The 25911-nt window shown below is 66.0% G+C and carries 23 protein-coding genes; 17 read left to right on the top strand and 6 right to left on the bottom strand.

What is annotated here, in order from left to right; translation table 11 throughout:
• Nucleotides 1-25 precede the first annotated feature (25 nt).
• The gene (locus tag ACMVO5_RS03640; RefSeq protein ID WP_416908715.1) at nt 26-2647 is read left to right on the top strand and encodes a S9 family peptidase; all 2622 of its coding nucleotides are present in this window, start codon (nt 26-28) and stop codon (nt 2645-2647) included.
• A gap of 328 nt (nt 2648-2975) precedes the next feature.
• Here ACMVO5_RS03640 and ppa read toward each other — a convergent pair whose 3' ends face one another.
• Entirely contained in the window at nt 2976-3560 is a 585-nt protein-coding gene (ppa, locus tag ACMVO5_RS03635) for an inorganic diphosphatase (protein WP_416908714.1), read from the bottom strand.
• A 72-nt stretch (nt 3561-3632) separates the two neighbouring features.
• On the opposite strand from ppa, the gene ACMVO5_RS03630 reads away from it, so the two are divergent.
• On the top strand, nt 3633-3944 hold the full coding sequence (locus ACMVO5_RS03630; RefSeq protein WP_416908713.1) for a DMT family transporter: 312 nt from the start codon (nt 3633-3635) through the stop codon (nt 3942-3944).
• On the opposite strand, the gene ACMVO5_RS03625 is transcribed toward ACMVO5_RS03630, so the two are convergent.
• On the bottom strand, nt 3941-5860 hold the full coding sequence (locus ACMVO5_RS03625; RefSeq protein WP_416908712.1) for a M61 family metallopeptidase: 1920 nt from the start codon (nt 5858-5860) through the stop codon (nt 3941-3943). The genes ACMVO5_RS03630 and ACMVO5_RS03625 overlap by 4 nt on opposite strands.
• A 65-nt stretch (nt 5861-5925) precedes the next feature.
• Here ACMVO5_RS03625 and hisS point away from each other — a divergent pair, with 65 nt between their 5' ends.
• The 15 genes from hisS to ACMVO5_RS03550 all read left to right on the top strand — a co-directional run bounded on the left by hisS (nt 5926) and on the right by ACMVO5_RS03550 (nt 22224).
• Nucleotides 5926-7299, top strand: coding sequence for a histidine--tRNA ligase (hisS, locus tag ACMVO5_RS03620; protein ID WP_416908711.1), 1374 nt, complete (start codon nt 5926-5928; stop codon nt 7297-7299).
• Complete coding sequence (gene prfA, locus ACMVO5_RS03615) at nt 7286-8350, top strand: peptide chain release factor 1 (RefSeq protein WP_416908710.1); 1065 nt, start codon at nt 7286-7288, stop codon at nt 8348-8350. Before hisS ends, prfA begins: the two co-directional genes overlap by 14 nt.
• On the top strand, nt 8347-9144 hold the full coding sequence (gene prmC / locus ACMVO5_RS03610; RefSeq protein ID WP_416908709.1) for a peptide chain release factor N(5)-glutamine methyltransferase: 798 nt from the start codon (nt 8347-8349) through the stop codon (nt 9142-9144). The genes prfA and prmC overlap by 4 nt, the downstream gene beginning before the upstream one ends.
• Nucleotides 9145-9153: 9 nt before the next feature.
• Entirely contained in the window at nt 9154-10482 is a 1329-nt protein-coding gene (gene glmM, locus ACMVO5_RS03605) for a phosphoglucosamine mutase (RefSeq protein ID WP_416908708.1), read from the top strand.
• The gene (thiD, locus tag ACMVO5_RS03600) at nt 10479-11282 is read left to right on the top strand and encodes a bifunctional hydroxymethylpyrimidine kinase/phosphomethylpyrimidine kinase (RefSeq protein WP_416908707.1); all 804 of its coding nucleotides are present in this window, start codon (nt 10479-10481) and stop codon (nt 11280-11282) included. Before glmM ends, thiD begins: the two co-directional genes overlap by 4 nt.
• On the top strand, nt 11279-11854 hold the full coding sequence (locus tag ACMVO5_RS03595; protein WP_416908706.1) for a ribonuclease HII: 576 nt from the start codon (nt 11279-11281) through the stop codon (nt 11852-11854). Before thiD ends, ACMVO5_RS03595 begins: the two co-directional genes overlap by 4 nt.
• Nucleotides 11855-12032: 178 nt before the next feature.
• On the top strand, nt 12033-13130 hold the full coding sequence (locus tag ACMVO5_RS03590; protein ID WP_416908705.1) for a site-specific DNA-methyltransferase: 1098 nt from the start codon (nt 12033-12035) through the stop codon (nt 13128-13130).
• A gap of 72 nt (nt 13131-13202) precedes the next feature.
• Complete coding sequence (locus ACMVO5_RS03585; protein WP_416908704.1) at nt 13203-15215, top strand: M13 family metallopeptidase; 2013 nt, start codon at nt 13203-13205, stop codon at nt 15213-15215.
• Nucleotides 15209-16177 (top strand): dihydropteroate synthase, encoded by a 969-nt coding sequence (folP, locus tag ACMVO5_RS03580; RefSeq protein ID WP_416908703.1) that lies wholly within the window; start codon nt 15209-15211, stop codon nt 16175-16177. Before ACMVO5_RS03585 ends, folP begins: the two co-directional genes overlap by 7 nt.
• 132 nt (nt 16178-16309) lie before the next feature.
• Nucleotides 16310-16450, top strand: a complete 141-nt coding sequence (locus ACMVO5_RS03575) for an aa3-type cytochrome c oxidase subunit IV (RefSeq protein WP_416908702.1) — start codon at nt 16310-16312, stop codon at nt 16448-16450.
• A gap of 27 nt (nt 16451-16477) precedes the next feature.
• Nucleotides 16478-17608: an NAD(P) transhydrogenase subunit alpha gene (locus tag ACMVO5_RS03570; RefSeq protein WP_416908701.1), complete on the top strand. Its 1131-nt coding sequence runs from the start codon at nt 16478-16480 to the stop codon at nt 17606-17608.
• An 11-nt stretch (nt 17609-17619) separates the two neighbouring features.
• Complete coding sequence (locus ACMVO5_RS03565; protein ID WP_416908700.1) at nt 17620-17931, top strand: proton-translocating transhydrogenase family protein; 312 nt, start codon at nt 17620-17622, stop codon at nt 17929-17931.
• 24 nt (nt 17932-17955) lie between these two features.
• Nucleotides 17956-19386: an NAD(P)(+) transhydrogenase (Re/Si-specific) subunit beta gene (locus ACMVO5_RS03560; protein WP_416908699.1), complete on the top strand. Its 1431-nt coding sequence runs from the start codon at nt 17956-17958 to the stop codon at nt 19384-19386.
• 118 nt (nt 19387-19504) lie between these two features.
• Nucleotides 19505-21529, top strand: a complete 2025-nt coding sequence (locus ACMVO5_RS03555) for a multicopper oxidase domain-containing protein (protein WP_416908698.1) — start codon at nt 19505-19507, stop codon at nt 21527-21529.
• Nucleotides 21529-22224 carry a copper resistance protein B gene (locus tag ACMVO5_RS03550; RefSeq protein WP_416908697.1) on the top strand — a complete coding sequence of 232 codons (696 nt, stop codon included), beginning with the start codon at nt 21529-21531 and terminating at the stop codon, nt 22222-22224. Before ACMVO5_RS03555 ends, ACMVO5_RS03550 begins: the two co-directional genes overlap by 1 nt.
• Here the strand turns inward: ACMVO5_RS03550 and cueR are convergent.
• Genes cueR through ACMVO5_RS03530 form a run of 4 tightly spaced genes read right to left on the bottom strand, consistent with a single transcriptional unit; the run spans nt 22221 to nt 25857 of the window.
• Nucleotides 22221-22607, bottom strand: coding sequence for a Cu(I)-responsive transcriptional regulator (cueR, locus tag ACMVO5_RS03545; RefSeq protein WP_416908696.1), 387 nt, complete (start codon nt 22605-22607; stop codon nt 22221-22223). The two genes, ACMVO5_RS03550 and cueR, sit on opposite strands and share 4 nt — an antisense overlap.
• Entirely contained in the window at nt 22604-23263 is a 660-nt protein-coding gene (gene msrA / locus ACMVO5_RS03540; RefSeq protein ID WP_416908695.1) for a peptide-methionine (S)-S-oxide reductase MsrA, read from the bottom strand. The genes cueR and msrA overlap by 4 nt, the downstream gene beginning before the upstream one ends.
• Before the next feature lie 5 nt (nt 23264-23268).
• Nucleotides 23269-23772, bottom strand: a complete 504-nt coding sequence (gene msrB, locus ACMVO5_RS03535; RefSeq protein ID WP_416908694.1) for a peptide-methionine (R)-S-oxide reductase MsrB — start codon at nt 23770-23772, stop codon at nt 23269-23271.
• A 57-nt stretch (nt 23773-23829) separates the two neighbouring features.
• Nucleotides 23830-25857, bottom strand: coding sequence for a 3-hydroxyacyl-CoA dehydrogenase NAD-binding domain-containing protein (locus ACMVO5_RS03530; RefSeq protein ID WP_416908693.1), 2028 nt, complete (start codon nt 25855-25857; stop codon nt 23830-23832).
• Nucleotides 25858-25911: the final 54 nt, after the last annotated feature.

Here is a 25911-nt window from a genome sequence, read left to right as displayed (position 1 = left end):
CCTCTCGTGCAAGGGGGCTTTGGGCATGGCTATTTTGATCAAGCGGCTGGGCGTTTGGGGCGGGGCGGCGCTGGCGGGGCTTTTCGTGGGAGCCGCACAGGCGCAGCCGGCCGAGCCCGGAGCTGGAAAGCCTGTTTATGTGCCGCCCTATGCTGATGTGGCGGCGCCGGTGGTGCGGCCGCCCGAGGGGGCGGCGCTGTCTGCCGATGGGCTGCGGACGGCATGGGCGAGCGCGGATGGCCGGAGCCTGATGAGCGCCACGCGCGCGGGCTTGGGCGCAGACTGGGCGGCGCCCGACCGGCTGCTGACGACACGGGGCAAGATCGGCGCCATCGTGTTTTCGCCTGATGGCGGCTCGATCGCTTTTGAGAACCCGCGGACATGGCGGGACAATGGTGCCGCGGACGACAGCTGGTCGCTGATTGCCGTGTATGACATCAAGACGCGGCAGATTTCTTTCGTTGACCCGTCCTTCGATAGGGATAGCGACCCCGCATGGTCGGCGGACGGGGTCAGCATCAGCTTCACGCGGGCGGTGCCGGGCTTGCCGGCGAAGCGTCTGACCCGGCCGGTGACGCGGCTGCGGCTGGGCGACTGGACGCCGCCGCCGAAGCGGGCAGACGAACGCTTCACCATGGCCTCGGTGCTGGCCGCACCCTATCTCTATCCGCTGAACGGCTCGGACGACGGCACGGCGATTGCCTATGTGTCGCGCGAGGGCAAGGACCGCAGCGTCTATTTTCTGCGCGACGGCGAAGCGGTGCGGCGGCTGGTGACCTATGGCGGCGATGATGGGCAGGAGCTTTCGACCGCGCCCGCCCTGTCTGCGCACGGCGGGGCGGTGGCCTATGTGCGCGGCAGCGGCCCCAACCGGCAGGGCGACAATGCCGACCCCATTCCGCGCGCCGAGCCGCCCCTTCAGCAAGTCTGGATTATCGGCAGCGATGGCGGCAGCGCACCACAGCTGCTGGGGTCTGGCTCGGACCCGATGTTCACGCCCGACGAGCGCCATCTGCTGTGGCGCGCGGACAGGCGGATCATGGCGGCAGCGCTGAGCTGGGACGGCGGGCGGCTGATTAGCGTGGGTGCGCCGGAGACGTTTCTTGAGGGCGAGCGGCGCGACATGCGCTTTTCGCCCGATGGCAGCAAGATTGCCTATGAGCGCGGCGACGGGGTGGAAATCCATGATTTCGCTACCCGCAGGACGGTGGTGGTGCCACACGGCGATGATGTGGATGCGGGACCGGTCTGGTCAAGTGACGGGCGGTCGATCGCCTTTCGCCGGGAAGCGGCGGATGCGCCCAATTTGCGGCGCAACAGCTGCGGCCAGACACGCTATTGCGGGCCGGAGGAGAGCGCGCAGCCATGGGCGATCTGGACGGTGGATGTGGCCGATGTCAGCTACCCGAGGAAGATCTGGCAGGCGGATGCGGGCCGGGGATCGGCCTTTTATGCCATGGACCAGAAATATGCGCCGATCATGAAGGGCGCGCAGATGGCGTGGACGCCGGGCGGCGACATTGTCTTTGCCTGGGAGGGCGATGGCTGGCGGCATCTCTATGCGGTGAAGGCAGGCGGCGGCGCGGCCAGGCTGCTGACGCCGGGCGAGGGCGAGGTGGAATATTTCTCGACGTCTATCGATGGCCGGACGCTGGTTTATGCGACCAACATTGGCGACCTGGGCCGGCGCCATATCGCCGAGGTGGCCGCCGATGGCAGCTCGGCGCCTGTGGCCATTTCCAGAGGCGAGGGTAACCAATGGGACCCGGTGCCGATGGCGGGCGGCAAGATTGCCTTTGTCGATACCGATTGGGCGCATCCTCAGCATGTGGTGGTGCGCGCGCCGGACGGGCGGCGGGTGGAGGCGGGCCTGCCGGCGGTTCCGGCTGATTTTCCGGGTGCGCTGCTGGTGAAGCCGAGCCTTGTTTCGTTTCCGGCGTCGGATGGGCAGACGGCTTATGGCCAGCTGTTCGTGCCGGCGCACCCGACCGGCTGCGCGATCATATTCTCGCATGGCGGCATCCGGCGGCAGATGCTGACCAGCTATCATTATATGGACGCTTACCATTATCTCTATGGTATGAACCAGTATCTGGCGGGGCGCGGCTGTGTCGTGCTGTCGGTGGAGTATCGCAGCTCGATCATGCAGGGCTTCGACTTCCGCAATGCACCGGGCTGGGGCTTTGCGGGCAATTCGGAGATCATGGATTTTGTGGGTGCGGCCAACTGGCTGAAACAGCGCGACGATGTGGACGGCGCGCGCGGCATCGGCATCTATGGTCTTTCATGGGGCGGCTATATGACCGCCATGGCGCTGGCTAAGCACTCCGATATCTTCTCGGTGGGTTTTGACATGGCGGGGGTGCATTTCACTGGTGATGAGAAGGGGATGGCCTTTACGCCGATCGGGCAGATCGATGGCTGGAGGTCGCCGATCTTCGTGGCGCAGGGCGATGACGACCGGAATGTGAACATCAACGACGGCATTGCCCTGTCGCACGCGCTGCAGCGGCTGAAGCCGGAGGTGGAATACAGGCAGCAGCTGATGCCGGGGCAGACGCACGACCTTTATCTGACCTTTGAGCAGCTGGTGCAGATTTATACCGATGGATCCGACTGGCTGATCAGCCATCTCGATGGGCGGTGACGAGGCTTGATGTGCGTGCCGGCGGTGGTGCAGTGCTTCGAGATGACCGGGTCGGAGGCCGGGCGCGGGGCCTGAGTGCGGGCGAGCGCGGGGTTTTGAAGAGGGGGTGAGGGCAGGGGCCTCCGGCGGCTGGGGCCTCAGGCCCCAGACCCCATTTGTTGGAGTGGGACAAGACGCCGGGGAGCAGCGCCTGCGCGGCACGCGCATTCAATTGCCTGCGGCAGGCGCTGCCTTTTCCCTGTGCAACCCAAAACCACTCATGGGGTCTGGGGCCTGAGGCCCCAGCCGCCGGAGGCCCCTTCACTGCCCGCCGGAGGCTAATTGCGGCTCAGGCGCGGGGCGCGCCGGGGCGGGGGCGGGGGTCGGGGGCTTCGGCGCCTTTTTCGGCGGCTTTGGCGCGTTCGATGGATTCGAGGATCAGGCGCTCGGCGGTTTCGCGGCCTTGCCAGCCTTCGCAGCGGGTCCATTTGCCGGGTTCGAGGTCTTTGTAGTGGGTGAAGAAATGTTCGATCTGATCGAGAAGGATCTTGGGCAGATCGCTGTATTCATTGATGTTGGAATAGTAGGGATAGACTTTGTTGACGTTGACGCAAAGGAGCTTGGCGTCGCCGCCGCCGTCGTCGGTCATCATCAGGACGCCGACGGGGCGGACGCGGGCGATGGAGCCGGGGATGAAGGGGGAGCGGGCGACGATGAGGGCGTCGATGGGATCGCCGTCTTCGGCGAGCGTGTGGGGGATGAAGCCGTAGTTGACCGGATAGCGCATCGGGGTGTGGAGGATGCGGTCGACGAAGAGGGCGCCGGAGTCCTTGTCGATTTCATATTTGATCGGCTCGCCGCCCAGCGGGCATTCGACGACGACGTTGACGTCGTGCGGGGGGTTCACGCCGATGGGGATCTGGTCGATGCGCAATGGAGCCTCCTGATGATGCTGGGAGCGCGGTAGTGTATCGGGGGCGTGATTTCAATGTGAAAGGGATGGGGGATGGCCTGGGCGGTGCTGGTGCTGGGGGGAGTTTTGGAGGTGGTGTTTGCGACGTCGCTGCGCTTTGTTGATGGATTTAGGAATGGGCCTTGGGTGGCGCTGTTTTTGCTGAGCGTGACGGGCAGCATGGTGTGCCTGGAATGGGCGGGGCGGACGATCCCGATGGGGACGGCCTATGCGGTGTGGGCCGGTGTGGGGGCGGCGGGCGGCGTGGTGCTGGGGATGCTGGCGTTTGGTGAGCCGGTGAGTTTGATGCGGGTGTTGCTGCTGACCGGGCTTTTGGGGTGTATCGTTGGTTTGCGGGCGCTTTAGCGGGGTTTGAGGAGGTCGGCGAGCCAGTCTTTGCCGGAACCGGTGCGCTTGAGGATGGGGTAGCGCAGGCCTTGGTTCCAGAGGAGCTCGGCTTCGCGGGTGCGGTCGCGCGTCTTGACGAGGAGGCGGATGGGCTGGTCTGAGCCCTTGGCGGCGGTGATGGCGGCCTTGAGCAGGGCGGGGGTATAGGGCTTGTCGTTGACGGCGAGGATGGTGTCTCCGAGATTGAGGCCGGCGGCGAAGGCGGGGCTCATGAAATCCACCGCCGTGACGGCGCCGTCTTTGCCGGTGGCGAGGCCGCCTGAGTAGATGAGGTTGACGCCGCCGCTGGCGCGGTCTTGGGCGGCGAGGAGCTTGGGCTGCTCGTCGGTGTATTCGAGGGTGTAGCCGGAGCGGGTGAAGCCGCCCAAGGGCGCGCGGGGGGTGGTTTCGGTGAGGCGGGCGGTGAGATGGGCCTGCCAGTCATGGGGGGCGAGGTCGTTCAGCGTGGTGACGATGTCGGCCATGGTATAGGGCTGCTCGCCCCAGTCGCCGTCACGCTGGCCGAAGAAGGCTTTGGCGAAATCGTCCATGCCGCGGCGGCCGCGGGTTTGCTCGCGGATCATGGCGTCGATTTCGAGCCAGATGAGCAGGCCTTCGCTGTAATAATCTTCGGAGCGCTGCTCGGAGCGCCAGCCCTTGGGGGCGCGCGGCGTGATGACGGGGTCATTGGTGGTGTCGATGAGCGGGCGCCATTGGCGGCCGGGGCGGGTGTCATAGGTGGAGGCGAGGCTGGCGAGCGCCTCCATGGTGGCCTCGGGGGTGGTCATGCCGGACCGGGCGGCGAGGATATAGCCCCAGAACTGGGTCTGGCCTTCATAGACCCAGAGCATGGAGTTGATGAGGGGCGTGCGGAAATCGGGGGTGATGCTGTCTTGCCCGCGGCGGAATTTGCCGTTCCAGCTATGGGTGAATTCATGGGGGAGGAGGCCGCGCTGGCGCAGGGTGTTTGACCAGCCGGTGAAATAATCAAGGGCCTGGCTGTTTTCGGAAGCGCGGTGATGTTCGAGGCCGATGCCGCCGAGTTTGGTGGTCAGCGCGAGGAGGAAATCATAATGATCGAAGTGCTTTGCGCCGAAGGTCTTGAGAGATTGGGTGACGAGGCGCTTGTGGGCGTTGATGGCCTCGGGCGTGGCGGCGAGCGCGGTGGGCTCATCGGCGACGACGTTGAGGGTGACGTTTTCGCCGAGGTCCCATGACTGGAAATGGCGGCCGGCGAAGAAGGGGCTGTCGACCAGTGTTTCGTAATCGACGGTTTCGTAGGTGACGCTGCCCGCTTGCGTGGCGGCGGGGCGCAGCGCGCCGGCGGCTTGCCAGCCTTGGGGCCAGGTGACGGTGAGGCTGGCGGGGATCTGGCGGGTGAACCAGCCGGCGGGATAGAGGCTGACCTGATTTGGCTGGAGGTTGATGATGTCGGAGGTGGCGGTGATGCGGCCCTGATCGGGCTGGGTGGCGGAGAGGAAATTGAAGCGGGCGGTGAGGCTGGTGGCGCCCGCTGGCACGCTGACGGTGAAGGCGAAGACATCCTGCGGGTCGCGGGTCCAGGGGAGTTTCTGGCCGCCCGCGGTGATTTCGAGGCGGGCGAGCTTTTCGACTTCGCCGCGCGCGGCGTGTTTGCCGGGCAGCCATTTGGGGAAGAGCAGGGTGAGCTTGCCGGGGACGGGCAGTGTTTCGGGGACGGGAATTGTTTGGGTGACGCTGTAGATGCCCTGTGTGCTGTTGGTGGCGTCGACGGCGATCTGCATGATGCCGGGGTAGGGGATATCGCGGGCTTGCGGGATGGGGTCTTGATAGGGGGTGGGGGTGGGCAGGCTGCGCGGGGCCTGTGCGGCAGCGGCGGTGGAGATGAGCAGGGCTGTGAGGAGCGGCTTGAGCATGGGCGTGAGTTAAGCGGCTGGGGCGGCGCGTGACAAGTGGGGGGCGTGGCGATATGGCGGGCGCGATGAGCAGATTGCAGAAACCGCGCGGCACGCAGGACCTTTTTGGCGAGAGCGTGGAGCGCTTTGACCATGTGGTCAGGACCTTTGACCGGGTGCGGAAGCTTTATGGCTTTGGGCGGGTCGAGGTGCCGGTGTTTGAGGCGACCGCGGTGTTTGCGCGGGGGCTGGGCGAGACCACCGATGTGGTGTCGAAGGAGATGTATGAATTTGAGGACCGGGGCGGGGACAGCCTGACGCTGCGGCCCGAGTTTACCGCCGGGATCGCGCGGGCCTTTGTCGAGAATGGCTGGCAGCAGTTCGCGCCGGTGAAGCTGGCGACATGGGGGCCGCTGTTTCGCTATGAGCGGCCGCAGAAGGGGCGGTTCCGGCAGTTTCACCAGCTGGATGCGGAGATTTTGGGGGCAGGCGAGCCGGCGGCGGATGTGGAGCTTCTGGCGATGGCGCAGCAGCTACTGGAAGAGCTGCGAGTTGCGGACCGTGTGGTGTTGCAGCTTAACACGCTGGGAGATGCGGAGACGCGGGTTGCTTGGCGGGCGGCGCTGGTGGACCATTTTTCGAAGCATCTGGATGTGCTTTCAGACGAGAGCCGGGTGCGGCTGGAGAAGAACCCGCTGCGGATTCTCGACTCCAAGGCTGAGAGTGACCGGGCGCTGGTGGCGGCGGCGCCGGGTATTGATGCCTATATGAGTGCGGAGGCCGGCGCGTTTTTTGAGAGTGTGTTGAAGGGGCTGGAGGCGTCGGGCGTGGCTTATGTGCGCAACGCGGCGCTGGTCAGGGGCTTTGATTATTACCGGCATACGGCGTTTGAATTTGTGACCGATGCGCTGGGGGCGCAGGGGACGGTGATTGGCGGCGGGCGCTATGACGGGCTGGTGGGGATGATGGGCGGACCGGAGACGCCGGCTGTGGGCTGGGCGGGCGGCATCGAGCGGCTGTCAGACTTATTAGACCGTGGGTATCATCCGCCTCGTATCTGGACTTTGATTGCTGAGAACGAAGCCGCTTTGGAAGCTACTTATGCAATCGCTCGATATCTCAGGCATTTCAAAATAAACATTGATACCATATACGGATCGAATCTACGAAAATTGTCAAGCAAGGCAAGGAAGAGAGATGTTTCAGGAATTATATATTTTGATGAAGGTCGTGACGGGTATGATTTTATTTTGAAATTTTCGGGTGTCAGAAGAAATGACATCCTTGAATTTTTGAGGCTTAAAAATTTGCTAGATAAAGATTTTTTTGTAGAAGAAATACTTATCGTTGAAGATAAAATAGTAAAAAATTATCTTGCGCAAGTTCTTCTGGACGGTGAACTCGAGAGAGGCGCTAGAAAAGCTCTAGGCTTCAGGTTTTCGAAGAATGTTGATCACTGACGCGCGCATTGCCCAGATCGAGCGGCGGCACGGCGAGCTGGCGGCGCAGATGGAGCGCGGCGACCTGCCGGCGGAGCGCTTTGTGCAGATTTCGAAGGATTATGCCGAGCTGACGCCGGTGGTGGAGGCCTGTGCGGCGCTGCGCGGGCTTCGCGACGAGATTGCGGCGCTGGCGGATATTCCGGCGGGCGATGAGATGTATGAGATGGCGCGCGAGGAAATGCGGGCGCTGGAGAGCCGGCTGCCCGAGGCCGAGCGGGCGCTGGCGCTGAAGCTGCTGCCCAAGGATGCAGCCGATGCGCGGCCGGCGATGCTGGAGATCAGGGCCGGGACGGGGGGCGATGAGGCGGCGCTTTTTGCGGGCGATCTGTTCCGCATGTATGAGCGCTATGCCGCCACACGCGGCTGGCGGGTGGAGGTGATTTCGGCCTCGCCATCGGAAATGGGCGGCTACAAGGAGATTGTCGCCAATGTGACCGGCGAGGGGGTGTTTGCGCGGCTGAAGTTTGAAAGCGGCGTGCACCGGGTGCAGCGGGTTCCGGCGACCGAGACGCAGGGGCGGATTCACACGTCAGCGGCGACGGTGGCGGTGTTGGCCGAGCCGGAGGAGGTGGATGTGCAGATTGATGAGAAGGAACTGCGCATTGATGTGTTTCGGAGCTCGGGGCCGGGGGGGCAATCGGTGAATACCACCGACAGTGCGGTGCGGATCACCCATTTGCCGAGCGGGTTGGTGGTGCAGCAGCAGGACGAGAAATCGCAGCACAAGAACAAGGCCAAGGCGCTGAAGGTGCTGCGGAGCCGGCTTTATGACCTGGAGCGGAGCCGGGTGGACGCGGCACGCTCGGCCGATCGCAAGGCGATGGTGGGATCGGGCGACCGGTCGGAGCGGATCAGGACCTATAATTTTCCGCAAGGGCGCGTGACGGACCACCGGATCGGGCTGACGCTGCACCGGCTGCCGGAGATCATCGCCGGCGAGGGACTGGAGGAGCTGGTGTCGGCGCTGATCTCCGAGGATGAGGCGGCGCGGCTGGCGGCGCTGGAATGACCGCTGATGGCGCGCTGCGGATGGGGGCGGCGCGGATCGGGCGGCTGGAGGCGGAGGTGCTGCTGGCGCATCTGCTGGGCTGTTCAAGGGGCGATCTGATCTTGCGGCCCGGCATGGCGGTGGATGCGGGGGCGTTTGAGGCGATGCTGGCGCGGCGCGAGGCGGGCGAGCCGCTGGCCTATATCATGGGGGTGCGCGAGTTCTGGAGCCTCGACTTTGCTGTGACGCGCGATGTTCTGATTCCGCGGCCGGATTCGGAGACGCTGGTGGCAGCCGCGCTGGAGGGGGACTTTGCCCGCGTGCTCGACCTGGGGACGGGATCGGGGGCGCTGCTTTTGGCCTGTCTGCATGAGCGGGCGGGGGCGCGGGGGCTGGGGGTGGATTCGAGTGCGGCGGCGCTGGCGGTGGCGCGGGGGAATGCGGCGGCGCTTGGGCTGGGGCGCCGCGCGGACTTTGCGCTGGGGGATTGGGGGGCGGGGATAGGCGAGCGGTTTGACCTTGTGCTGTGCAACCCGCCTTATGTGGAGACGGGGGCGATCTTGAGTGTGGAGGTGCGCGATTTCGAGCCGGCGGGCGCGCTGTTTGCGGGCGCGGACGGGCTGGATGCCTACCGGGTGCTGGTGCCGCAGCTGCCGGGGCTGATGGCGCCGGGCGGGCGGGCGATTTTGGAGATTGGCTGGCGGCAGGCAGACGCGGTGTTGGGGCTGGCGCGCGCGGCGGGGCTTGTGGGTGAGGTGCGGCGCGATCTGGCGGGGCGCGACCGGGCTCTGGTCTTGCGCGGGGACGGGGCGTAAGACTTGAGCATGACGCGCAAATATTTTGGCACCGATGGCATTCGCGGCCTGACCAATACCCCGCCGATGACGGCGGCGATGGCGATGCGCGTGGGGCAGGCGGCGGGCACGCATTTTCTGAATGGCGGGCACAAGCACCGGGTGGTGATTGGCAAGGACACGCGGCTTTCGGGCTATATGATGGAGAGCGCGCTGACGGCGGGCTTTACCTCGGTGGGGATGGATGTGACGCTGCTGGGGCCGCTGCCGACACCGGCGGTGGCGATGCTGACGCGGTCGCTCAGGGCTGATCTGGGGGTGATGATCTCGGCCAGCCATAACCCGTTTCATGACAATGGGATCAAGCTGTTCGGGCCGGACGGCTACAAGCTTTCGGATGATGATGAGCGCGCGATCGAGGCGCTGATTGACAGCGAGGTGGGGCTGGCGGCGCCCGAGGCGATTGGCCGGGCGCGGCGGGTGGACGATGCGCAGGGGCGCTATGTGGAATTTGCCAAGGCGACCTTTCCCGATGATCTGCGGCTCGATGGGCTGAAGGTGGTGATCGATTGCGCGCATGGGGCGGCCTATCGGGTGGCGCCGGCGGCGCTTTGGGAGCTGGGCGCTGAGGTGGTGGCGATCGGGGTGTCGCCTGATGGCTTCAACGTGAATGCTGACTGCGGCTCGACGCATCCGCGCGCGCTGCAGATGAAGGTTTTGGAGACGGGCGCGGACATCGGCATTGCGCTTGACGGCGATGCCGACCGGCTGATCGTGGTCGATGAGAAGGGGCAGCTGGTGGACGGCGACCAGCTGATGGCGCTGGTGGCGGCGCGGGCGGCCGAGGCCGGGCAGTTGAAGGGCGCAGCACTTGTGGCCACCGTGATGAGCAACCTGGGGCTGGAGCGCTGGCTGGCGGGGCGGGGGATCGGGATGCACCGGGCGAGCGTGGGCGACCGTTATGTGCTGGAGATGATGCGCGCGCATGGCTGTAACATTGGCGGCGAGCAATCGGGGCATCTGATTTTGGCCGACCATTCGACGACCGGCGACGGGCTGGTGGCGGCGCTTCAGGTGTTGGCAGCGCTGGTGGCGAGCGGGCGGCCGGCGAGCGAGGTGTTGCATCTGTTCGACCCGCTGCCGCAGCTTTTGAAATCGGTGCGTTTTTCGGGCGATCCGCTGGGCCGCGACGAGGTGAAGGCGGCGATTGCCGACGGCGAGGCGCGGCTGGCGGGGACGGGGCGGCTGCTGATCCGCAAATCGGGGACCGAGCCGGTGATCCGGGTGATGGCCGAGGGCGAGGACAAGGCGCTGGTGGCGGCCGTGGTGGACGGAATTTGCGCGGCGGTGAAGGCATGACACAGGCGCGGGTGCTGGTGGTGGCGGGGTCGGATTCGGGCGGGGGGGCCGGGATTCAGGCGGATATCAAGACGGTGACGTGCCTGGGCGGCTTTGCCATGACCGCGGTGACGGCGGTGACGGTGCAGAACACGCGCGGGGTCAGCGCGGTTCATGCCGTGCCGGTGGAGGTGGTGGTGGGGCAGATGCGCGCCTGCATCGATGACATTGGCGTGGACGTGGTGAAGATCGGGATGCTGGGCGAGGCGGCGCTGATCGAGGCGGTGGCCGAGGTGGTGCGGGGGCTGGACTGTCCGGTGGTGCTTGATCCGGTGATGGTGGCGACGAGCGGGGCGCGGCTGCTGGAAGGCGAGGGGCTTTGGGCGCTGGTCGAGCATCTGCTGCCGCTGGCGGACGTGGTGACACCCAATGTGCCGGAGCTGATGGAGCTTTCGGAGACCGAGATCGAGGATGCGGCGGACATGCTGTTGGCCGCGCAGGAACTGCTGGAGCGGGGGCCGCGCGCGGTTTTGGCCAAGGGCGGGCATCTGGCGGGCGAGCGGTTGACCGACTGGCTGGTGTGGCGCGGCGGGCAGCGGGCCTTTGTCGAGGACCGGATCGACAGCCGCGACACGCATGGGACGGGCTGCACGTTGGCCAGCGGCGTGGCGACGGGGCTGGCGCAGGGGCTGACGCTGGCCGACAGCGTGGCCCGCGCCCGGGCCTTTGTGCGCCAGGGGCTGATGCGCGCGCCGGGCTTTGGCGGCGGGCGCGACATGGGCTTTGGCGGGCCGATGGGGTTTTATCCGTTCGACGCATGATCGTTGGCGTTGACGAGGCGGGGCGGGGGCCCTGGGCGGGGCCGGTGGTGGCGGCGGCCGTGGCGCTGCCGGATGGCGGCCTGCCCGACGGCGTGACCGACAGCAAGGCGCTGCGCCCGGCGCGGCGGGCGGCGCTGGCCGCGGCCATAAGGGGCTGTGCGGCGGTGGGGGTGGGGCAGGCGAGCGCTGAGGAGATTGACGCGCTCAACATCCACTGGGCGACGATGCTGGCGATGGAGCGGGCGGTGGCGGCGCTTGTTCGGGAGATCGGGGGCGGGCGGCCGGGCGAGATATTGGTGGACGGCAACCGGCTGCCGCGATGGGGCTGGCGCTCTCGGGCGATTGTGAAGGGGGATGCTTTGGTGCCGGTGATCGGGGCGGCGTCGATCATTGCCAAGACGGTGCGGGATGCGGTGATGGCGGGGCTGGACGGGGAGTGCCCCGGCTATGGCTGGGCGCGCAACCAGGGCTATGGGACGGCGGAACATGCGGCAGCACTCGCGCGGCTCGGGGTGAGTGTGCACCACCGGCGGAGCTTTGCACCGGTGAAGGCGCGATTGGCGCGGGGCTGAGTCGTTTTGGTCACACCCCCAGATATTGGGGGCGGCACGCGCACGCGAACTCGAGATGTAGCGGCCTGGGCTTGTTTCGACTTGAATGTGAGAGAATCATGACAAGCACTTGATTCAAGAGGGGTTGACCTGAGCGAATCAGGTGATTCTATGGGCCCGAACTGATTTGGGGACCATCATGGCCACGCTCGTGAATGACCGACTGCTGACCGACCGGATCATCCTGGGTGACTGTATCGAGGTGATGCGGGGGATGCCGGATGGCTGTGTCGATCTGATTTTCGCCGACCCGCCCTATAATCTGCAGCTGGCGCACGAGCTGCACCGGCCCGAGGGCGGCAAGGTGGCGGCGGTCGATGATGAATGGGACAAGTTTTCGAGCTTTGCTGCCTATGACCGGTTCAGCCGCGATTGGCTGGCGGAGGCGCGGCGCATCCTGAAGCCGGACGGGGCGATCTGGGCGATTGGCAGCTATCACAATGTGTTCCGGATGGGCGCGGCGATGCAGGATGCGGGCTTCTGGATTTTGAACGATATCGTCTGGCGCAAGGCCAATCCGATGCCGAACTTCAAGGGGACGCGCTTCACCAATGCGCATGAGACGCTGATCTGGGCGGCGAAGAGCGAGAAGAGCCGCTATCATTTCAACTATCAGGCGATGAAGGCGATGAATGACGAGGTGCAGATGCGCTCGGACTGGCTGTTTCCGATCTGCACCGGGGCGGAGCGGCTGAAGGTGGACGGGGTGAAGGCGCATCCGACGCAGAAGCCCGAGGCGCTGCTCTACCGGGTGCTGCTGGCCTGTTCGAAGCCGGGCGATGTGGTGCTGGACCCGTTTTTTGGCACCGGCACGACGGGCGCTGTGGCCAAGCTTCTGGGGCGGCGCTGGATCGGGATTGAGCGTGAGCCGAAATATGTGGCGGTGGCGCAGGCGCGGATCGACGGGCTGCTGCCGCTGGAGGGCGGCGACATGAATGTGAGCCAGGGCAAGCGGGCCGAGCCGCGCGTGGCCTTTGGCGCGCTGGTGGAGGCCGGGCTGGTGCGGCCCGGCACGCGGCTGTTTGCGCCGGGGCGCAAGGCCGAGGCGCGGGTGCGGGCCGATGGCTCGGTGAGCCTGGGCGAGACGGCGGGGAGCATTCACCAGATGGGGGCGCGGGTGCAGGGGCTGCCGAGCTGCAACGGCTGGACCTATTGGCATATCGAGGGCGATGATGGGCGGCTGGTGCCGATTGATGCCAAGCGGGCGGACTACCGCGCGGCGCTGGGGAACGCCTGAGGGTCGTTTCGTCACCTTGAAGCGGGCCGGGTGGTGGCGCATATCGCGCGGCATCTGTTTTGGAGGTGCGTGATGCGGCTTGGGCTTTTTGTTGCGGTGTCTGCGCTGCTGGCGGTGCCGGGATGGGCGGCGCCGGCGATTGGCAGCTTTGGCTTTGATGTGGCTGGCATGGACCGGTCGGTGAAGCCGGGGGATGACTTCAACGCCTTTGCCAATGGTGACTATCTGGCGAAGATGGCGATTCCGGCGGACCGGGCGGGCTATGGGCCGGCTTATGCGCTCGATGATCTGAGCCGCGAGCGGACGCGGGCGATCATCGAGGAGGCGGCGGCGAGCGGGGCGGCGCCCGGCAGCAATGCGCAGAAGGTGGGCGATTATTTTGCCAGCTTCATGGACGAGGTGGCGATTGAGGCGGCGGGGCTGGACCCGCTGGCGGGCGAGCTGGCGGCGATTGCGGCGATTGGCGACCGGCGGGCGCTGGCGGCGTGGCTGGGGCGCGGGCAGGTGTTGAGCCTTGATGCGCCGGTGGCGCTGGGCATTGGCTCCGATGACAAGGACCCGGATGTGGTGACGGTGTTTGCCTATCAGGGCGGGCTGGGGCTGCCGGACCGGGACTATTATCTGGATGAGGGCGAAGATTTTGTGAAGGCGCGGGCGGCGTACCGCGCTTTTGTGGCCGACATGTTGCGGCTGGCGGGCTTTGCCGACGGCGAGGCGCGGGCGGATGCGGTGCTGGCGCTGGAGACGAAGCTGGCTGAGGCGCATTGGACGCGGACCGAGAGCCGGCAGGCGGAGAAGACCTATAATCCGGCGACGCGCGCTGAGCTTGCGGCGCGCTATCCGGGGCTGGACTGGAACGCGATGCTGGCCGGGGCGGATCTGGGCGGGATTGACCCGCTGGTTGTGGTGCAGCCGGGCGCGATCGAGGGGGCGGCGGCGCTTCTGGCGAGCGAGCCGCTGGCGGTGTGGCAGGATTATCTGCGGGTGCGGCTGCTGGAAGGCTTTGCGCGGGTGTTGCCCAAGGATTTCGTCGATACGAGCTTTCGGCTTTCAAGCGCGATTTCGGGGGTGACCGAGCAGCGCGAGCGCTGGAAGCGGGGCGTGGATGCGACCACCGATGCGCTCGGCGAGGCGGTGGGGGCGCTTTATGTGGCGCGGCATTTTCCCCCCGAGGCGAAGGCGAAGATCGATGCGCTGGTGAAGAATGTGATTGCTGCACTGGATGTGCGGCTGGCGGCGCTGGACTGGATGGACCCCGAGACGCGGGCGGTGGCGCGCGAGAAGTTGGCGAATTTCACGCCCAAGATCGGCTATCCGGACAAGTGGCGCGATTATGCGGGCTTGCGGGTGGAGAAGGGGCAGGCGCTGGCCAATTTGCGCCGGGTGCGGGAATTCGAACATGCCCATGAAGTGGCGAAGCTGGGCAAGCCGGTGGACCGGACCGAGTGGTTCATGACGCCGATGACGGTCAATGCCTATGCCTATCCGAGCTGGAACGAGATCGTGTTTCCCGCGGCGATTTTGCAGGCGCCGTTTTTTGACCCTGAGGCCGATGATGCGGTGAATTACGGCGCGATTGGTGCGGTGATCGGGCATGAGATTTTGCACCATTTCGATGACCAGGGGCGCAAGTTCGACAAGGACGGCAAGCTGGCGGACTGGTGGAGCGAGGGGGATGTCGAGCGCTTCACGGCGCGCGCCAAGGCGCTGGTGGAGCAATATCAGGGCTATGAGCCGCTGCCGGGCAAGGCCATCAATGGCGAGCTGACCCTGGGCGAGAATATTGCCGATGTGGCCGGCCTGCAGGTGGCCTTTGATGCGTGGCAGCGCAGCCTGGGGGGCAAGCCGGCGCCGGTGATTGACGGCTTTACCGGCGAGCAGCGCTTCTTTCTGGGCTATGCGCAGGCGTGGCGGGGCAAGGTGCGCGAGCAGGCGCTGTTGCAGCGGCTGACCAGCGACCCGCATTCGCCGGGCGAATATCGGGCGCAGACGGTGCGCAATCTGGATGGCTGGTATGAGGCCTTTGGTGTGAAGCCGGGGGACCGGCTGTATCTGGCGCCGGGCGCGCGGGTGAAGCTTTGGTAGACTATTGGCGGCCGGTCTCGATTGGCGAGACTGGCGCGCCGCTGGCGGGCGGGCGGCTGCGCTTTGCGGCTGTGGAACGGTTGCGGCGCGGCGAGCCGGGTGTGATGTGTGCGCTGGAGGCGGTGCCGGCGGGGGTGATGGCGCGGCTGAGCGGGGCGCGGCCGGGCTTTGCGGTGCGGCGGCCGTTGGTGATGGGCATCTTGAATGTGACGCCCGACAGTTTTTCGGATGGCGGGCGGGGGGGCGAGCCGGCGGCGCTGGTGGCGGCAGGCGCTGACATTGTTGATGTGGGGGCGGAATCGACGCGGCCGGGGGCGGCAGCGGTGAGTCTGGACGAGGAGATGGCGCGCCTCGCGCCGGTGTTGCCGAAGCTTCACGGGCTGCGCTGGTCGGTGGATACGAGGAAGGCTGCGGTGATGGCCGCCGCGCTCGATGCCGGGGCGGACATCGTGAATGATGTGTCGGCGCTGAGCTTTGATGCTGATGCGGCCGCTCTGGTGGCGGTGCGGGGGTGCGGGGTGGTGTTGATGCATCATCAGGGGACGCCGGAGACGATGCAGGTGGCGCCCGCCTACGGCGATGTGCTGCTGGATGTTTATGACTGGCTTGAGGGCCGGATTGCGCATGCGGAGGCGGCGGGGATTTCGCGTGGGCGGATCATCGTTGATGTGGGCATCGGCTTTGGCAAGACGCTGGCGCACAACCGGGCGCTGCTGGCGGGGCTTTCGCTGTTTCATGGGCTGGGGGTGCCTCTTTTGCTGGGGGCGAGCCGCAAGCGGGTGATTTCGGGGCTGGCCGGTGCCGAGATTGAGGTGGGGGCGCGACTGCCGGGCAGCCTGGCGCTGGCGCTGCACGGGGCCGCGCAGGGCGTGCAGATGGTCAGGGTGCATGATGTAGCGGAGACGGTGCAGGCGCTTGAGGTGTGGGCGGCGGCGCGATTTGGGGGCGAGGGTGCGGCATGAGGGGCGGCGCATAACGGGCTTCACAGGGCGCGGGTTTCTGCTATCAGGCGCTGTTCATATGGGTTGGGCGTGCGCCCCGCTGGGTGTTTTGACGGGGCGAGAGCGATGACCGGTGGCAGTTTGAGTGGTGAGATGGCACAGGATAGCGACAAGCGGGATGGGCAGGATGGCGTGGACCATCAGGCGACCTATTTGCGCTTCATGGCGATCACCAAATGGGCGGTCGTGGGAATTGCGGCCGCGCTGGTCGCGCTGGCGCTGTTTCTGGCCTGAACCTTTCGGAAGATTTGGGGAATTTGCATGAAGATCGCGGTATTGCGCGAAACGGCGGAAGCGGAACATCGGGTGGCGGCGACGCCGGAGACGGTGAAGAAGCTGATCGCGCTGGGCGCTGAGCTGGCTGTGGAGAGCGGCGCGGGCGCGGGCGCGAACATTGCGGACGGGGATTATGAAGCGGCGGGCGCCACCGTGGCCGACCGGGCCGGGGTGATTTCGGGCGCCTCGCTGGTGATGGGGGTGCAGGTGCCGGGTGTGGACGGGCTGCCGGGGATTGCCAAGGGCACGATGGTGGCGGGCATGATGATGCCTTTTGCGAACGCAGAGCGGATCAAGGGCTATGCCGACGCCGGGCTGGTGGCGCTGTCGATGGAATTCATGCCGCGCATCACGCGCGCCCAGTCGATGGACGTGCTGTCGTCGCAATCGAATCTGGCCGGCTACAAGGCGGTGATCGATGCGGCCGAGGCTTATGGCCGGGCGTTTCCGATGATGATGACGGCGGCGGGCACGATTTCGGCGGCGCGGGTGTTCATCATGGGTGTGGGCGTGGCCGGGCTGCAGGCGATTGCCACCGCGCGGCGGCTCGGCGCGCTGGTGAGCGCGACCGATGTGCGCTCGGCGACCAAGGAGCAGATCGAATCGCTCGGCGCCAAGGCGATTTTCGTGACCGAGGTGAAGGGCATCGAGGGCGAGGGCGCGGGCGGCTATGCGACCGAGATGAGCGATGAATACAAGGCGGCGCAGGCGGCGCTGGTCTCTTCGCATATCGCCAAGCAGGACATTGTGATCACGACCGCGCTGATTCCCGGGCGGCCGGCGCCGCGGCTGGTGTCGGACGCGCAGCTGCGCACCATGCGGCCGGGCTCGGTGCTGGTCGATTTGGCGGTGGAGAGCGGCGGCAATGTCGAGCATTCGCGCCCGGGCGAGGTTGTCGAGGTGCACGGGGTGAAGATCATCGGCCACAAGAATTTGGCCGGGCGGATGGCGGCTGATGCGTCGTCGCTTTATTCGCGCAATCTTTTCAATTTCATCAATGCCTTCTGGGACAAGGAGGGCAAGACGCTGAGCCTGCCGGCCGATGACGAGATCGTTGTCGGGGTCAAGCTGACCGAGGGCGGGGCTGTGGTGCATGAGCGGCTGAAGGCGGCCTGAGGAGCGGACGGATGGATTTTCTCTCGACCCTTTCGATTTTCGTGATGGCCTGTTTTGTGGGCTATTATGTTGTTTGGTCGGTGACGCCGGCGCTGCATACGCCGCTGATGGCGGTGACCAACGCCATTTCGAGCGTGATCGTGGTGGGCGCGCTGATTGCGTCGGCCACCAATGCCAGCGGGGCCGAAATCTCGAAGTGGCTGGGGCTGATTGCCGTTGTGCTGGCCAGCATCAACATCTTCGGGGGCTTTGCGGTGACCCGGCGGATGCTGGCGATGTACAAGAAGAAAGAGAAGAAGCCCGGCGTCGGGCACTCCAAGTAAGCGGCTGGGATAGGGACTTTATTTATGGAACATGTTGCAGCCGCGACGCCCGCATGGGCCGTTCTTGCCTATCTGGTGGCGGGCGTTCTCTTCATTCTGTCGCTGCGCGGGCTTTCCAGCCCCGAGACCAGCCAGCAGGGCAACCGCTATGGCATGATCGGCATGACCATTGCCGTGGCCACCACGCTGGTGCTGCACGGGGTCGGGCTGCCGCTGATTGTGGCGGCGATCGCGATTGGCGGGACGATTGGCTGGTTCATTGCGCAGAAGATCCAGATGACGGCGATGCCGGAGCTGGTGGCGGGCTTTCACTCGCTGGTTGGCATGGCGGCCGTGCTGGTGGGCTGTGCGGCGTTTCTCAATCCGGGCGAATTTGGCATTACCGATGCGAACGGCATTTTGGCGGTGTCGCGGGTCGAGATGGGGCTGGGCGTGGCGATTGGCGCGCTGACCTTCTCGGGCTCGGTGATTGCGTTCCTCAAGCTTTCGGGGCGGATGTCGGGCGCGCCGATCTTGCTGCCGGCGCGGCATCTGATCAATCTGGGCGTGATTGGCGGCATATTGGTGCTGACGGTGGTGTTTGCCTTTGATGCGGGCGCGGCGCAGGGCGACGGCACGCTCTTGTGGATCATCCTCGGGCTTTCCTTCCTGATCGGGGTGACGCTGATCATTCCGATTGGCGGGGCGGACATGCCGGTGGTGATCTCGATGCTGAACAGCTATTCGGGCTGGGCGGCGGCGGCGATGGGCTTTACGCTCGGGAATACCGCGATGATCATCACCGGTGCGCTGGTCGGCTCGTCGGGCGCGATCCTGAGCTACATCATGTGCAAGGCGATGAACCGCAGCTTCATCTCGGTGATTGCCGGCGGCTTTGGTGCGGACGCGGGCGGCGGCGGGCCGGCGGGGTCGGCGGAGGCCAAGCCCTATAAGGCGGGGTCGGCCGAGGATGCGGCGTTCATCATGAAGAATGCCGAGACGGTGATCATCGTGCCGGGCTATGGCATGGCGGTGAGCCAGGCGCAGCATGCGCTGCGCGAGATGGGCGACCTTTTGAAGGAAGCCGGTGTGAGTGTGAAATATGCGATCCATCCGGTGGCCGGGCGCATGCCGGGGCATATGAACGTGCTGCTGGCCGAAGCCAATGTGCCTTATGACGAGGTGTTCGAGCTTGAGGACATCAACTCGGAATTTGCCCAGGCCGATGTGGCGCTGGTGATTGGCGCCAATGACGTGACCAATCCGCTGGCCAAGACCGACAAGACCTCGCCCATTTATGGCATGCCGGTGCTGGATGTGGAGAAGGCCAAGACGGTGCTCTTTATGAAGCGCTCGATGGGCGGTGTCGGCTATGCGGGCGTCGACAATCCGGTGTTCTATATGGAGAACACGATGATGCTGCTGGCGGACGCCAAGAAGATGGTCGAGACGATCGTCAAGAATTTGGGCGACTGATCGGGGCGACTGCGGGCTTCGCCTGATTGTGAAGGGGCCGCGGCGGGTGCTGCGGCCTTTTTGCATTTGGGGCCTTGGTGCTTGACCCTGACATAGTGTCAGGGATTAAGCCCGGCCTATGTTGAGGCTTTTTCCCTTTTTCGTGATGATGGCGGCAGCGGTGCAGGCGGCGCCGCTGTCTTTGGTGGTGGATGCGCACAGGCTCGAGGTGGTGCCGGGGCGGCAGGACCGGGTGGTGACGATGAACGGCACGGTGCCGGGGCCGGTGTTGCGGCTGCGCGAGGGCGAGGAGGCCGTGATCGAGGTCGACAACCGGCTGCGTGGCAAGACGTCGATCCATTGGCACGGGCTGCTGCTTGATGGCACGCAGGATGGCTCGCCGGGGTTCAACGGGTTTGACGGGATTGAGGGGGAGAGCCGCTTTACCTACCGCTTTCCGGTGCGGCAGAGCGGAACTTATTGGTATCATGCCCATTCGCTCGATGAGCAGGCGGGGCAATATGGGGCGCTGATCATTGACCCGGCGGGGGAGGACCCGATCGTGTCTGACCGCGAGCATGTGATTTTGATTTCGGACCATCATGAGACGGCGCCGGAGCGGATCTTGAACAATCTCAAGGTTGAGGCGGATTATTATAACTGGAACAAGCGGACGCTGCCGGAGATGATCCGCGATGCGGGCAAGTTCGGGCTGGGCAAGGTGTTGGCCGACCGGGCGAGCTGGGCGACGATGCGGATGGACCCGACCGACATTTCGGATGTGTCGGGCTATGCGCTGCTGTTGAACGGCAAGACCAGCGCGCATCAGCCCTGGCTGGAGGCGCACAAGGGCGAGCGGGTGCGGCTGCGGCTGATCAATGGCTCGGCGATGAGCTTCATCGATGTGCGCGCGCCGGGCGCCGACATGGAGATTGTGGCCAGCGACGGGCGGCGGGTGGAGCCGGTGCGGGTGGACGAGTTTCGCATGGGCGTGGCCGAGACCTATGATGTGATCGTGACCTTGAGAGACGACGGCGCGGTGCCGCTGTGGATCGAGACGATGGACCGCAAGGCGGGGGTGTTGGCGGCACTCGGGCCGCAGGCGGGGATGGCGGTGGCACAGCCTGAGGCGCGGCCCCGGCAGATCCTGCTGGCGGCCGAGATGGGGCATGACATGAGCGCGATGGGGGGCGCCATGGCGGGCGAATGCACGGCCGAGCATGCCGCGATGGGGCATTGCACGCTGGACACGGCCGCTGCCGCGCCGGCCGCGCCGGCTTCGACCTGCACCGCCGAGCATGCGGCGATGGGCCATTGCACGATGCCGGCTCCAGCCGCCGCGCCGGCGGCGACCTGCACGGCCGAGCATGCAGCCATGGGGCATTGCACGATGGCGCCGGCCAAGCCGGCTGCGACCTGCACCGCCGAGCATGCAGCCATGGGGCATTGCACGATGGCGCCGGCCAAGCCGGCTGCGACCTGCACCGCTGAGCATGCGGCGATGGGGCATTGCAAGATGGAGACGGCAGAGGTGCGCGAGGGCTCGGCGGTGGTGGCGGGCGGGGACACGGCCTATCCGCGGGTGGATTATGGCTATGGCGACAACGCCATGGCGGGGATGGACCATGGCGAACTGGCGATGGAGGGGGCTCTCGACGCCTCGGGCCGGGTGATGGGCTGGGCGACGGGTGCGCCGCGGGGCAGCCGGGTGCTGTCGATGCGTGACCTGGTGCGGGCCGAGCCGGCGGGCGATGTGCGGCCGCCCGAGCGCGAGATCGAGGTGCGGCTGACGGGCAATATGGTGCGCTATATCTGGAGCCTGAATGGCAAGCGCTACGGCGAGGATGAGCCGATTGTGCTGCGCTATGGCGAGCGGGTGCGGATTACGTTTACGAACGAGACGATGATGGCGCATCCGATGCATTTACACGGGCTGTTTTTCGAGGTGGAGAATGGCCAGCCGGCGGGGCTGACGCCGCTGAAGAATGTGATCGTGGTGGCGCCGGGGCGGACGCAATCGATCGTGCTGACGGCAGATGAGCCCGGCGAATGGCCGCTGCACTGCCATCTGCTCTTCCATATGGCCAGCGGGATGATGAACAAGCTGATCGTGGCCGAGGCGGACGGGCGCCTGCCGGCGGCGGGCGCGCACCGGCACCTTTGATGCGCATGCTGGCGATGGGCGCGGCGCTGCTGTTGGGCGCGCCGGCGCTGGCGGCTGACCCCATGCATGGCGGGCAGACCTTTCACTATGCGGAAGTGGAGGGGGATTATGCGCGCGTGGGTGGCACCGACCTGCTGAACTGGGAGGGGCAGGGGTGGATCGGCACCGACATGGACAAATTCTGGGTGAAGACCGAGGGCGAGCTCTCGGACGGCGCGCTTGAGCGGGCCGAGGTGCAGTTTCTTTATGGGCATACGCTCTGGCAGTTTTTTGACTTGCAGGCGGGTGTGCGGGTGGACGCCGAGCCGGACCGGCGGGGCTATCTGGCGCTGGGGGTGCAGGGGCTGGCGCCCTATCTGCTCGATACGCAGGCGCATGTCTTTCTGGGCGAGAAGGGCGATGTGCATCTGCGCTTTCGCCAGCTGTTCAACCTGCTGATCACCAACCGGCTGATCGTCTCGCCGCTGGTGGAGACGGATTTTTACCTGACCGATGCGCCGGAGCGCGGGGTGGGGGCGGGGTTTTCGCGGATCGAGACCGGCGTGCAGACGCGCTATGAGATCAGGCGCAAGTTCGCGCCCTATCTGGCAGCGGTGTATGACCGGAAGCTGGGGGAGACGGCGCGGATTGCGCAGGCGAACGGCGAGGATGTGGGGGGCTGGAGCCTGCGGGCGGGCCTGAGGCTCTGGTTTTAAGAGGCGAGCTGTTCGAGGATGGGGCAGGCGGGGCTTTGATTGCCCTGACATTCGGCGGCGAGGCGTTCGAGGCTGGCGCGCATCGCTTCCAGCTCTTCGGCCTGCTGCTTGAGGGTGGCGGCGCGGGCCAGCGCCAGCGCCTTGACCTCGGCGCTGGCGCGGGCGGGGTTTTGCCAGAGCGTGAGCAGGCTGGCGATTTCAGGCAGCGGAAAGCCGAGCGCGCGGGCGCGGCGGATGAAATTGAGGCGGGCGAGATCGGCTTCGCTATAGCTGCGATAGCCGCTGGCGCGGCGCGGCGGCGCGGGGATGAGGCCCTGCGCTTCATAATGGCGGATCATGCGCGGGGTGAGGCCTGAGGTGCGGGCGATCTCGCTGATGTTCATGCCGCCGGTTTTTCCGACCAGAGCGCGGGGAACATCGCCTTCAGCGCCTCGACCTTGGGGATGTCGTTGTAGACGATATAGGGCTGGGTGGGGTGGGCGCGGAGATAATCCTGATGATAGTCTTCGGCCGGGTAGAAGGGCTTGTTGCCTTCGTGCGCCGTGACGATGCCTTTCCAGGTGCCGGCCTTTTCGAGCTGGGCGGCATAGGCCTTGGCGAGCTTGTCCTGCTCGGGTGTCTGGGCGAAGACGGCGCTGCGATATTGGGAGCCGACATCCGGGCCCTGGCGGTTGAGCTGGGTGGGATCATGGGCGACCGAGAAGAAGATGCGCAGCAGCGTGCCGTAGCTGACGCGGGCGGGATCATAGGTGATTTCGACCGCTTCGGCATGGCCGGTGAGGCCGGTGCCGATGAGGCTGTAGCGCGCCGTGCTTGACTTGCCGCCGGCATAGCCGGAGCGGACGGACTGCACGCCCTTCACCCGCTCGAACACGCCTTCGACGCCCCAGAAGCAGCCGCCGGCGAAGACCGCCTTTTGCAGGCCCTTTTTGGGGGCTTCATCCAGGGTGGGGGCGGGGGCGAGGACCATGCGCTCGGCCGCGGGCGCGGATGCGCAGGCGGCGGCGGAAATGAGGAGGGCTGAGAGAAGGGCGCGCATGGGGATCAGGCCTTGGCGGGGGTGAAGGCGAGTGCGGCGCCGTTCATGCAGTAGCGCAGGCCGGTGGGGCGGGGGCCATCGTTGAAGACATGACCCAAATGGCCGCCGCAGCGGGCGCAGTGCACCTCGGTGCGCGGGAAGCCGAGCTTGTAATCGGTGCTGGTGCCGATGGCGCCTTTGAGGGGCGCGTAGAAGCTGGGCCAGCCGGTGCCGCTTTCGAACTTGGTGGCGCTCGCGAACAGATTTTGGCCGCAGCCGGCGCAGGTGTAGGTGCCGGCGCGCTTTTCATCGTTGAGGGGGGAGGTGTAGGGGCGCTCGGTGGCTTCGTGGCGGAGCACCTGATAGGCGGCGGGGGAGAGCTTCTTCTGCCATTCGGCCTCGCTGAGCGTGTAGGCGAAGCTGGCCTTTTCATCCGCAGCGAGCGCCGGTGTGGCGGTGAAGCTGCGGATGAAGGGCAGGGCGGCGGCGCCGGCGAGGGCGGCGGTGATGAGGGTGCGGCGACTGGTCATGCGCTCATATACGCATGGCGGGGCTGAATGGTGACTGAAATTGGTGTCGCAGGACGCTTACCAGCCGGATTTGAGCTTCGGGCTGACCTCATGGCCCATTTTTTCGAGGGCGGCGGCGATGGTGTCACGCCCGGCGTCATGTTCGGCCCAGAACATCGGGCCGCCGCGATAGACGGGCCAGCCATAGCCATTGATCCAGACGATATCGATGTCGGAGGCGCGCTGGGCCATGCCTTCGTCGAGGATTTTGGCGCCTTCATTGACCATCGGGTAGAGGCAGCGTTCGAGGATCTCCTCATCGGTGATGTCGCGGCGGTTGATGCCTTTTTCAGCCGCGTAATCGAGGATGATCTGCTCGGCTACGGGGGAGGGGGTGCGGTTGCGGGCTTCGTCATAATCATAGAAGCCCTTGCCGTTTTTCTGGCCGCGCAGGCCGGCTTCGCAGAGGCGGTCGCGGACGGTTTCGCCTTTGCTGGTTTCGGCGGACCAGCCGATGTCGAGGCCGGCGAGGTCGGCCATCTGGAAGGGGCCCATGGGGAAACCGAAATCGGTGAGGACACGGTCGACGTCGGAGGGTTTGGCGCCTTCGAGGATGAGCTTGTTGGCCTGTTCCTGACGCGCGGCGAGCATGCGATTGCCGATGAAGCCGTGGCAGACGCCGGCGACGACGCTGACCTTGCCGATGGCCTTGCCGACCGCCATGGCGGTGGCGAGGATTTGCGGGTCGGTCTTGGCCCCGCGCACCACTTCGAGCAGGCGCATGACGTTTGCGGGCGAGAAGAAGTGCATGCCGAGCACAGCCTGCGGGCGCGAGGTGCTGGCGGCGATCTCGTCGACATTGAGATAGCTGGTGTTGGTGGCGAGGACGGCGCCGGGCTTGGCGATCCTGTCGAGTTTGCCGAATATGTCTTTCTTGATGTCCATGTTTTCGAAGACGGCTTCGATGATGAGATCGGCGTGCGCGAGGTCTTCAAGGCTGAGGCTGGGGGTGAGCCGGGCCATGCGGGCTTCGACTTCCGACATGGGGAAGCGGCCCTTTTTGGCGCTGTTTTCATAGTTGCGGCGGATGACGGCGACGCCGCGGTCGAGCGCCTCCTGCTTCGTTTCGACGATGGTGACGGGGATGCCGGCGGAGAGGAAATTCATGGCGATGCCGCCGCCCATGGTGCCAGCGCCGATGATGCCGACCGACGCGATGGGAAGCGGCTTGATGTCGGGGGCGAGGCCGTCGATCTTGGCGGCCTGACGCTCGGCGAAGAAGACGTAGCGCTGGGCGGTGGCTTGCAGGCCCTGCATCAGCTTCATGAATTCGGTGCGCTCGACCTTCATGCCTTCATCGAAGGGGAGGGCGACGGCGGCCTCGATGCACTTGATGTTGGCCTCGGGGGCTTCGAAGCCTCGGAAGGCCTTGGCATTTTTGGCGCGATAGTCGGCGAACATGGGGGCGAGGCTCGCTGCGGTGCCGCCGAGCTTGCTATTGTCGTCGCGCACGCGGACGAGGGGCTGGCTGGCCACTTCGCGGGCAAAGGCGATGGCGCCTTCGGTGAGATCGCCTTCGATGATGCGGGAGACAAGGCCGGTTTCGTGCGCGGCCTTGGCGCCGATGGGGGTGCCGGTGGTGACCATATGGAGTGCTTTTTCAGCGCCGACGACGCGGGGCAGGCGCTGGGTGCCGCCGGCACCGGGCAGCAGGCCGAGCTTGACTTCGGGGAGGCCGAACTTGGCCTTGGCGTCCGAGACGCGGTAGTGGCAGCAAAGCGCGGTTTCGAGCCCGCCGCCGAGTGCGGTGCCGTGGATGGCGGCGACGACGGGGACGGGGGCGCTCTCGATCATGTCGAGCACGTCATGGAGCGGGACGCCGCGCGGGGGCTTGCCGAATTCGGAAATGTCGGCGCCGGCGATGAAGGTGCGGCCTGCGCAGGCGAGGACCACGGCCTTGGCGGGGCTCTCGGCGATGGCCTTGAGCGCGCCGGCGAGACCGTCGCGGACATCGGCGGAGAGCGCGTTGACCGGCGGGCTGTTGACGGTGATGACGGCGACATCGCCGTGATGATCGAGGCTGACGACGGCGTTGATGGCGGTCATGTGAGGCTCCCAAGGCTTGAATTCGCAGGCGACCATAGCATGATGGGGGCTGGT

The sequence above is a fragment of the Polymorphobacter sp. genome (assembly GCF_048007885.1).
In the GTDB taxonomy this organism is placed as follows: Bacteria; Pseudomonadota; Alphaproteobacteria; order Sphingomonadales; family Sphingomonadaceae; genus Sandarakinorhabdus.
This window is presented reverse-complemented; position numbering and strand designations above follow the sequence as displayed.

Excerpts from the sequence above, each read along its gene's own strand:
- ACMVO5_RS03640 (WP_416908715.1), top strand. The coding sequence starts at position 26 with ATGGCTATTTTGATCAAGCGGCTGGGCGTTTGGGGCGGGGCGGCGCTG.
- ACMVO5_RS03630 (WP_416908713.1), top strand. The coding sequence starts at position 3,633 with ATGGCCTGGGCGGTGCTGGTGCTGGGGGGAGTTTTGGAGGTGGTGTTT.
- ACMVO5_RS03625 (WP_416908712.1), bottom strand. The coding sequence starts at position 5,860 with ATGCTCAAGCCGCTCCTCACAGCCCTGCTCATCTCCACCGCCGCTGCC.
- hisS (WP_416908711.1), top strand. The coding sequence starts at position 5,926 with ATGAGCAGATTGCAGAAACCGCGCGGCACGCAGGACCTTTTTGGCGAG.
- prfA (WP_416908710.1), top strand. The coding sequence starts at position 7,286 with ATGTTGATCACTGACGCGCGCATTGCCCAGATCGAGCGGCGGCACGGC.
- prmC (WP_416908709.1), top strand. The coding sequence starts at position 8,347 with ATGACCGCTGATGGCGCGCTGCGGATGGGGGCGGCGCGGATCGGGCGG.
- glmM (WP_416908708.1), top strand. The coding sequence starts at position 9,154 with ATGACGCGCAAATATTTTGGCACCGATGGCATTCGCGGCCTGACCAAT.
- thiD (WP_416908707.1), top strand. The coding sequence starts at position 10,479 with ATGACACAGGCGCGGGTGCTGGTGGTGGCGGGGTCGGATTCGGGCGGG.
- ACMVO5_RS03595 (WP_416908706.1), top strand. The coding sequence starts at position 11,279 with ATGATCGTTGGCGTTGACGAGGCGGGGCGGGGGCCCTGGGCGGGGCCG.
- ACMVO5_RS03590 (WP_416908705.1), top strand. The coding sequence starts at position 12,033 with ATGGCCACGCTCGTGAATGACCGACTGCTGACCGACCGGATCATCCTG.
- ACMVO5_RS03585 (WP_416908704.1), top strand. The coding sequence starts at position 13,203 with ATGCGGCTTGGGCTTTTTGTTGCGGTGTCTGCGCTGCTGGCGGTGCCG.
- ACMVO5_RS03575 (WP_416908702.1), top strand. The coding sequence starts at position 16,310 with ATGGCACAGGATAGCGACAAGCGGGATGGGCAGGATGGCGTGGACCAT.
- ACMVO5_RS03570 (WP_416908701.1), top strand. The coding sequence starts at position 16,478 with ATGAAGATCGCGGTATTGCGCGAAACGGCGGAAGCGGAACATCGGGTG.
- ACMVO5_RS03565 (WP_416908700.1), top strand. The coding sequence starts at position 17,620 with ATGGATTTTCTCTCGACCCTTTCGATTTTCGTGATGGCCTGTTTTGTG.
- ACMVO5_RS03560 (WP_416908699.1), top strand. The coding sequence starts at position 17,956 with ATGGAACATGTTGCAGCCGCGACGCCCGCATGGGCCGTTCTTGCCTAT.
- ACMVO5_RS03555 (WP_416908698.1), top strand. The coding sequence starts at position 19,505 with ATGTTGAGGCTTTTTCCCTTTTTCGTGATGATGGCGGCAGCGGTGCAG.
- ACMVO5_RS03550 (WP_416908697.1), top strand. The coding sequence starts at position 21,529 with ATGCGCATGCTGGCGATGGGCGCGGCGCTGCTGTTGGGCGCGCCGGCG.
- cueR (WP_416908696.1), bottom strand. The coding sequence starts at position 22,607 with ATGAACATCAGCGAGATCGCCCGCACCTCAGGCCTCACCCCGCGCATG.
- msrA (WP_416908695.1), bottom strand. The coding sequence starts at position 23,263 with ATGCGCGCCCTTCTCTCAGCCCTCCTCATTTCCGCCGCCGCCTGCGCA.
- msrB (WP_416908694.1), bottom strand. The coding sequence starts at position 23,772 with ATGACCAGTCGCCGCACCCTCATCACCGCCGCCCTCGCCGGCGCCGCC.
- ACMVO5_RS03530 (WP_416908693.1), bottom strand. The coding sequence starts at position 25,857 with ATGACCGCCATCAACGCCGTCGTCAGCCTCGATCATCACGGCGATGTC.